Annotated in this window: 3 protein-coding genes and 2 pseudogenes; 1 reads left to right on the top strand and 4 read right to left on the bottom strand. The window is 64.1% G+C overall.

The genetic code is table 11. The annotated features are described in order from the left end of the window. Positions 1-281: 281 nt before the first annotated feature. The 3 genes and pseudogenes from E3T27_RS14870 to E3T27_RS14860 all read right to left on the bottom strand — a co-directional run bounded on the left by E3T27_RS14870 (position 282) and on the right by E3T27_RS14860 (position 4121). A pseudogene (locus E3T27_RS14870) lies at positions 282-2153 on the bottom strand (bifunctional 3'-5' exonuclease/DNA polymerase). A 53-nt stretch (positions 2154-2206) separates the two neighbouring features. After that, the gene (locus E3T27_RS14865) at positions 2207-2707 is read right to left on the bottom strand and encodes a COG4315 family predicted lipoprotein (RefSeq protein WP_134573674.1); all 501 of its coding nucleotides are present in this window, start codon (positions 2705-2707) and stop codon (positions 2207-2209) included. A 274-nt stretch (positions 2708-2981) separates the two neighbouring features. Then, on the bottom strand, positions 2982-4121 hold the full coding sequence (locus E3T27_RS14860) for a ScyD/ScyE family protein (RefSeq protein WP_166786229.1): 1140 nt from the start codon (positions 4119-4121) through the stop codon (positions 2982-2984). Between the two features lie 320 nt (positions 4122-4441). On the opposite strand from E3T27_RS14860, the gene E3T27_RS14855 reads away from it, so the two are divergent. Then, positions 4442-5521 carry an SDR family oxidoreductase gene (locus E3T27_RS14855; RefSeq protein ID WP_134573670.1) on the top strand — a complete coding sequence of 360 codons (1080 nt, stop codon included), beginning with the start codon at positions 4442-4444 and terminating at the stop codon, positions 5519-5521. A 35-nt stretch (positions 5522-5556) separates the two neighbouring features. Here E3T27_RS14855 and E3T27_RS14850 read toward each other — a convergent pair. Continuing rightward, positions 5557-6773 (bottom strand): annotated as a pseudogene (locus tag E3T27_RS14850) (MFS transporter). Positions 6774-6775 lie beyond the last annotated feature (2 nt).

Genomic DNA, 6775 nt, shown 5'->3' with positions numbered 1-6775 from the left:
TCAAAAAAGGCTAACCACCCCCACTAACCACCCCAGAACTCCCTCGCAGGAACCAGGCGGGCCCCACGTGCACACAGCACGCGAGGCCCGCCTCTTCGCGCACCCCAGCAAAGAAACCACTGTTCCCGCCATGGGTCAAAGGATGCCCATCCATATCCGCGCCGTGAGGATAGAGGCGGCGCTCAGGCTGGCTGTGACCGTCGGTGGGGCTCGACACGCTCGACCGATGGGACGGTCACGACGTTTCAACGCCGTCTCAGTGAAACCGTGCCGCAGTTGGGCTACTTGGCCTGGGCGTAATTATCGACGGTGGCTACGGTGAGCATGAAATCAACCGGAAAATCGCCGAACATCAACCGACCAGCAGCCTCGGCCGCATTCACGATGATGTTGGCAACGGCCTCCGCCTGCGCGGCTGGGGTGTGCACGATCACCTCGTCGTGCAGAAAAAACACCAGATGTGGCGAGACGTCGAAGGGCGCGCGGGCACTCGGAGCCAGCCTCGAAGATTGCGCGGCCATGGTGCCGCGCGGAGCCACAGGATTGAGGCCGGCCTCCGTTGCCGGGCGCGCTTCGCTCGAATGCTCAATGCAAGGATCCGGGCTCGGCAAAGCCGTCAGCTCCCGGCGAATCTCAGCCATCCAGCACAGCGCCCACTCGGCGGCGCTGCCCTGCACGATGAAGTTACGGGTGAAGCGTCCCCAGTCGCGCGCCTGGCTGCGAGCGCGTCGCTCATCGGTCGCCGTTGCAGCCGCGTTGTAAGCCAGAACCTGGGCCGCGCGCCAGCCGGGTCCTGGTATCGGTGATGACCGACCGAGTCGGGTCGTCACCACTTCGCCACGCTCTCCGGCACGAGCCGCTGATTCGGTGAGAGCGATTGCCCGTGGATAGGCGCGGGCCAGGCGGGGCATGAGCCGGCCGCTTTCTCCGGTCGTGGCCCCGTACATGGCTCCGAGCATAGCGACCTTGGCGTGATCGCGGGTCTCGACGACTCCGCTGGCCACGATGCCGGCATACAGGTCGCTGCCACGACCCGCCCGGGCCATACTCATGTCCTGGGCCAGCGCCGCGAGAATACGCGGTTCGAGTTAGGCAGCGTCGGCCACGACCAGTTTCCAGCCGTCGTCGGCGACGACGGCACCACGAATTTGCTTGGGTAGTTGGAGGGCTCCTCCGCCACGGGTCGCCCAGCGACCCGTCACAACACCCCCCGGCATGTAGTCCGGGTGGAATCGGCCGTCGACTACCCAGGATTCCATCCAGATCCAGCCGTTGGCACTGAGCAGCCGAGACAGTTTCTTATACTGCAGAAGCGGTTCGATGACCGGATGTTCGAGCTTCTTCAGCTCCCACGCACGCGTCGTGGAAACGGAGAGCCCCGCCCGTTGCAGTGCCTTGATCAACTCCTGGGGGGAGTCCGGGTTGAGGGTGGCATCACCGAGTTCTGAGCGGATGCGCCGGACCAGCAGTTCCAGACGCTCCGGACGGAGGCCGGGCGCGACCCGCGGCCCCAGCTCACGGGTGAGAAGGAGTTCATGCACATCGGTGCGCCAGGGCAGCCCGGCGTACCGCATCTCCGCGGCCACGAGCGCCCCAGCGGATTCAGCGGCGAGCAAGAGCCGGAGGCGCCCCGGTTCGAAAGCGGCCGACACCGAGTCGAGTTGCCGACGAAACTCCCCCGCCGTGCCGGATTCACCGCTGGCATCAGAATCCGCGTTTGCGTCGAACTCAAAGAGTGTCGCCAAGGGCTCTGCTCGGTCGGTCGTGCCAACGCTCGCGATGTCCCAGCGCCCTGGCGCCGCCAGCGCGAGCTCGCTCGTCATAGTCAGCGCGGAATTTTTCAGGATCACGTGACACAGACGGAGATCGTGGCAGCGCTGAACACGGATGCCGGCCTCCAGGAGCATCGGGTAGATACGGGCGGTGTCCTCCCAGACCCAGCGGGGTGCGGCCCGGTCACCGGTGGCCGATTCATGAGTGCTGGCTTCGAGCGACGACACAAACGACCGAAACTCGGTCAGGGTGAGGCGGGCCGCCTCAATAGAACGGCCGACATCGTCAAGCGTATCGACCAGCACGTCGCCACCACTTGTCTGCCGCACCAGTACATACACCCATCCATTCTGCCCGCTCCCGGCCGACGCCGTACCCATCCGCTTCGTGATGTCGATGGGTACGGCGTCTGCCAGAGGGCGGATTGCGGTCTCTAGCTGGCGATTTTGTCTCCGTTCGGAGCGACCACCCACCAGACGCCGCCAACACCCTCTCCGGTGGTGTCCCCGGCAGCAGAGTCGCCCGCCCAGTAGTAGAGCGGAAGTCCAGCGAGGGTGACTTGCTTGGTGCCATCCGTGCGGGTGATGACACCGACCGTGCCGGTCACGCCGTCGACCGTGGGGGTGTCGGATTCGGCGACGACGGCAGGCCACTTGACGAGGCACTCGCCCTCGCAGGTGCTCGTGCCGGAGTTTGCAACGTCCTTGTCGAAGACATACAGAGTCATTCCGGCGGTATCGACGACGATCTTGCCGAGTGAACTGTCCGCGGTCGCAAGGGCCGGCTTGACCGCGGCATCGCTCGTCGGGCTGGATGAACTCGACGTGTCGGCCGCCGGGGTCGTCGTTCCCTGCGAGCATCCGGTCAGCGCGAGAATGCTGAGCGCTACTGCCCCGACGACTGGTCCGGCCTTGAGCCAGATTCTGCTGTTCATGATTGCTTCCTTCTCTCGGTGCACGCTCCTGAAATGGAGCGTGATGAAGTGCTATTGCATGAGGTGCGATGACGTGGTGCGCACTGCGGAGGTGCTCGGCGTAGGGGGCCTTGGACTTATCACGAGGTACAGCCGAAAATGGTTCAGTGCCCCCATTGACCAAGGTCGGAATGGGGTATCGGTTTGAAACCGATGCAACAGGGAGATGACGGGTGCATCGTCTTCCGTGGAAAACGATTCACCCGCCGAGCAGTGGAGTAGCGGATGCTGCGATCTAGTCTCCACCGAGGCTCACCGAGAGCTTGACGACCTTCCCAATCGCTTGCGGAGCTCCGGTCGCGCCGGCCACGAAGGAGTTCGTCGTGACGTACGCGCTGTTTCCGACGAGTTCGATCGCGGACGGCGAGGTGACCGGGATCTGCAGTGTTCGATCGGTCAGGGTCGGGTGGAACACCGAAACCTGACCTGTCCCTTTCGGGCCGCCGAACAGCTCAGTGACGGCGATCAGTCCGGTGCGCTTCGACACGGCCAGGCCTGTCGCTCCGACAAACCCGCCCTGCACAAACTGCACCTCACCGTCAGCCGGGTTGAACCGGTAGACCGCGCCGCGAGCTCCGAGACTGGCGTCTTCGGGGCCACCGGGCAGGGTCGTCACGTACAACCAACCGTCACCACTCTGTTCGACGTCGGTCGGTACCGGTTCGAACCGGTAGCCGAAGCAGGCCGTGCAGGCGGGGAACCCGGCTCCGGCAGCGATCTGGGGAGTGACCATGATCGGGTCACCGGCCGGCAGGACGGCAGCCGTGCTCACCGTTCCGTCGTAACCGACCTTGAGAATGGCGTTCGCACCGGCATCCGCCACATAGACGGCATCCTCCAAAGGAAGGCTGGCGTAGGGGTGGGTGTCTACGATTCCGACATAGCTGACGGGAGCCGTTGGCGCCGCAGGATCGAACTGGTCGAGACAGGACTGCGGCAGGTCGACGAACCCGTAGCTGTTGACCTGGTCGGGGTTTGCCGCGCTCTCATAGGCGTAGAGATCGGCAATCGGCGCGGCCACACCATCCAACGGCAGCGAGTACAGCGCCGATGCGGTGTGGTCTTGCGTGTTGGTCGAGTAATAAACGGTGCCGTTACGCACAGAAACGGCCCCCAGCTCATCGCCGGGGTTGGCGCGCGCAATAACGCTGGTGGTGCCGTCGGGACTGATCCTGGTGAGCGCCCCCAGGGCGTTTTGCGACACGTACACTTTTCCGCCCGCCCCAACGCCCAGACTAAGCGGTAAAAACAGGCCACTCGCCAGTACTGTGGGCCCACCAAGGGTGGGAATCTCCACAGCGGATGCCGGGACTGCGATCATCGCGGACGAGACGGCGGTGACGCAGGCAACGGCGGTGAATACGAACTTTTTCACAACGTGCTCCTTGACTCGATGTGGCTTTCCGGGTGGATGTCCGAGAAAACACGACGGTCGCGCGGGGAACGGTGTGACGGGTAGGTGCTGAGCGAGGACAGTGTGTGTGCGATGCACCAATGCGACGAGAGTCATGCAATCCCGAGGGAGCCGGCGCACACAGACGTCGACACGGGCACAATATCCTCGAAGCTGCACGTTGTCTAGGTAAATAAGCGCGTGACCACCGTGTGCAGAGTGTCGGCTGGCAAGGCGACTCGTGATCATCCGCCAGGTACGGGAGGAGGAATACCTCACAGAGCACACGGTTGCATGTAGCGATGACTCCTTCACTTGAACCCCGTACCGCCCTCGTCGTCGGAGCGTCCGGAATCACCGGATCCGCCGTGGTCGACCAGTTAGCTGCCGAAGGCTGGCAAGTTCTCGCCCTCGCCCGCCGCAGCGGCCCAGCCTTACCCGGGGTGCGCTGGATTCAGGCGGACCTTCGCTCCGCCGCCGACCTCAACAAAGTGTTGGCCAGCGAGATGCCCGAACGGGTCTTCTTCACCGCCTGGTCCCGTCAGAACAGCGAGGAACTCAACATCGAGGTGAACGGCGGCATGGTGCGTGATCTCCTCGCCGCACTCGCCCACGCACCAGTGCGCCACGTCGCCCTGGTCACCGGCCTCAAGCACTACCTCGGCCCGTTCGAGGCCTACGGGCAGGGCACCATGCCCGACACGCCCTTTAGCGAAGACGAACTGCGACTCGACGTGGCGAACTTCTACTACGCACAGGAAGACGAACTGTTCGCGGCATCCGCTCGCCAAGGATTCACCTGGTCGGTGCACCGTTCGCACACCGTGATCGGCCACGCGGTCGGCAACCTCATGAACATGGGACTCACCCTTGCCGCACAGGCTGCCTTGTGCAGGCATCTTGGCATTCCCTTTGTGTTCCCCGGCAGCGCGACCCAGTGGAACGGCGTCACCGACATGACCGACGCGACGATCCTTGCCGAGCAGATGATGTGGGCAGCGACAACGGCTGCCGGGGCCAACGAAGCATTCAACGTCGTCAACGGCGACGTCTTCCGCTGGCGAGCGATGTGGCCGAAGATCGCCGCATACTTCGGCGTCGAACCGGTTGGTTTCGTGGACGAGCCACGACCGCTCGAGGTGCAGATGGCTGGAATGGAGCCGGTCTGGGCCGAACTCGCTGCCGCGTACAACCTCGTCGAATCCGACTTAGGGCGCATCGCATCGTGGTGGCACACCGACGCCGACCTCGGCCGGAATATCGAGGTCTTCACCGACATCACCAAGAGCCGCCTCGCCGGCTTCACCCCGCACCACCGCACGATCGACTCTTTCACAGCTTTGTTCGACCGCTACCGCGCCGAGAAGATCATCCCTGAGTAAACCGCTTAGCGGCGCCCAAAACGGCAGCGTCGCTATCAGTTGGCCTCATTTGTCACCGTTTGGTTGGGGTGTTCGTGCACGGCGACGATGGTGAAGATCAGGGCCACCGCGGCCGTTCCCGCCAGCAGGAGCAGACCGATGGCATAACTATTATCGGCGGCATTGTAGGTGGCCCCCATGACGAGCGGGGGGAAGTACCCGCCGAGACCGCCAGCCGCGCTGACGATGCCGCTGACCAACCCGACCTTGGCGGGTGGCGAGTTTCGCCCCAGCCAGGCGAAGACTCCCCCAGCCCCAGGGCCGAAGCCACCGCCACGAAGGTCAGCCCGGCCGGTATCTCGCCGTCGGGGCGCAGATTCACCACCCAGGCTAGAACAGCGACCGCGGCCAGCGCCACGATGACGACCGGCTTGGGACCGATGTGGTCGGCGAGGATTCCGCCGACCGGGCGCAGCAGAACCGCGGCGACGGCGAATCCGGCCGTGCGGGTTCCCGCCGCGGTCAGGTCGAAATTGTAAATATCGCGCAGGTAGGTCGGCAGGCAGGTCGAGAAGGCTACGAACCCGCCGCACACCACACCGTAGAGAAAGCACATCTGCCAGGTCACACCGAGTTTTGCGGCGTCCAAGAGCTTGGGAACGAACGGCTGGGAATTCGATACCCAACTCGGAGCATTCCCCATGCAGGTTCGCACGAGGACCGCGGTCGCGACGAGCAGGCAGGCCAGGATCAGGTGCGTGGCAATGTAGCCGAACCAGTCCACGAACCTGGGTGTGAAGAATGCGGACAGTGCTGTCCCGCCCATTCCCGCACCGAAGATTCCCGTTGCGAAGCCGCGCCGGGACACTTCATACCAGTTGCTCACGAACGGTATCCCGACGGCGAAGACCGTTCCGGCGACGCCCAACAGGAGCGCGCACAGGACGAGAGCCCAGTAGACCCCCAGGGTTCCGGCCAGCGCAACGAGCAGAAGTGCGGGGACAGTGGCCAGGAGCACCGTGGTGAACATGATCGGCCCACCGAAGCGATCCGTGAGCACACCCACCGGAATACGGCCGATCGAGCCGACAAAGACGGGCATGGCCACTAAAACGGATGCCTGCGTCGACGTCAAATTCAAATCGACGCTGTAGCGCACCCCGAGGGGGGCCACACTCGTCCAGGCCCAGAAACACACCACGGACGACAACGTCGCGAGAACAAGATTGAACCCCTTGCTGGCCCGGGCACGCTCCCGCACACTTTCAGGCATGG

This window comes from Cryobacterium lyxosi (assembly GCF_004403345.1).
Classification (GTDB): domain Bacteria; phylum Actinomycetota; class Actinomycetes; order Actinomycetales; family Microbacteriaceae; genus Cryobacterium; species Cryobacterium lyxosi.
Note: the sequence above shows the minus strand (reverse complement) of the source record. Positions and strands in the feature narration are given on the sequence as shown.

What these genes read in the sequence shown, in the direction of transcription:
- E3T27_RS14865 (WP_134573674.1), bottom strand. Translation starts at nt 2,707, where the DNA reads ATGAACAGCAGAATCTGGCTCAAGGCCGGACCAGTCGTCGGGGCAGTA.
- E3T27_RS14855 (WP_134573670.1), top strand. Translation starts at nt 4,442, where the DNA reads ATGACTCCTTCACTTGAACCCCGTACCGCCCTCGTCGTCGGAGCGTCC.